This window comes from Escherichia sp. WS547, assembly GCF_046486065.1.
Classification (GTDB): domain Bacteria; phylum Pseudomonadota; class Gammaproteobacteria; order Enterobacterales; family Enterobacteriaceae; genus Escherichia; species Escherichia coli.
Genome location: NZ_JBJQMA010000065.1, coordinates 1 through 520 on the forward strand (window position 1 = coordinate 1; position 520 = coordinate 520).

General features: G+C 50.4%; 1 pseudogene. It reads right to left on the bottom strand.

What is annotated here, in order from left to right:
• Positions 1-520: pseudogene (locus tag ACJHWK_RS23940) on the bottom strand (IS3 family transposase); the annotation flags it as partial.

The following is a 520-nucleotide window of genomic DNA, read 5'->3' on the forward strand; positions in this document are numbered from 1 at the left end:
TTCCCCGTTAAACAAATCAAGTATCGGGGACAGGTACAGTTTTTGTCCGCCAGCCCTGAATTCGGTGATATCTGTCACCCATTTCTCACAGGGAGCTTCCGCTTTGAACTGTCGCTGAAGGATATTTTCTGCAGCGAGTCCCATATTTCCCCGGTAAGACCGGTATTTCTTCAGGCGCACAGGAGACTTCAGGCCGAGCTGTTGCATCAGTTTTCGCACTGTTTTGCCACTGAACTTAAGACCTCTTTTCTGAAGCTCACAATGGATCCGCCGGTACCCATAACATCCCCGGTGTTCATGGAAGATGGAGGCTATGAGCTGTTTCACATCAGCATACTTGTCCTTAGCCTTCTGCAGTGACAGCTGGTAGTACAGCGTGCTTCTGGCCAGCCCTGCAGCCTTTAACAGGTCAGACTGGCAGTGTCCGCACCTCAGGCTCCGGATGACTTTCGTTTTTTCTCCAGCTCCTGGCGCTTTTTTTCCAGGAGATGCTCCTGCATGGCTTTCAGATATGCATTTT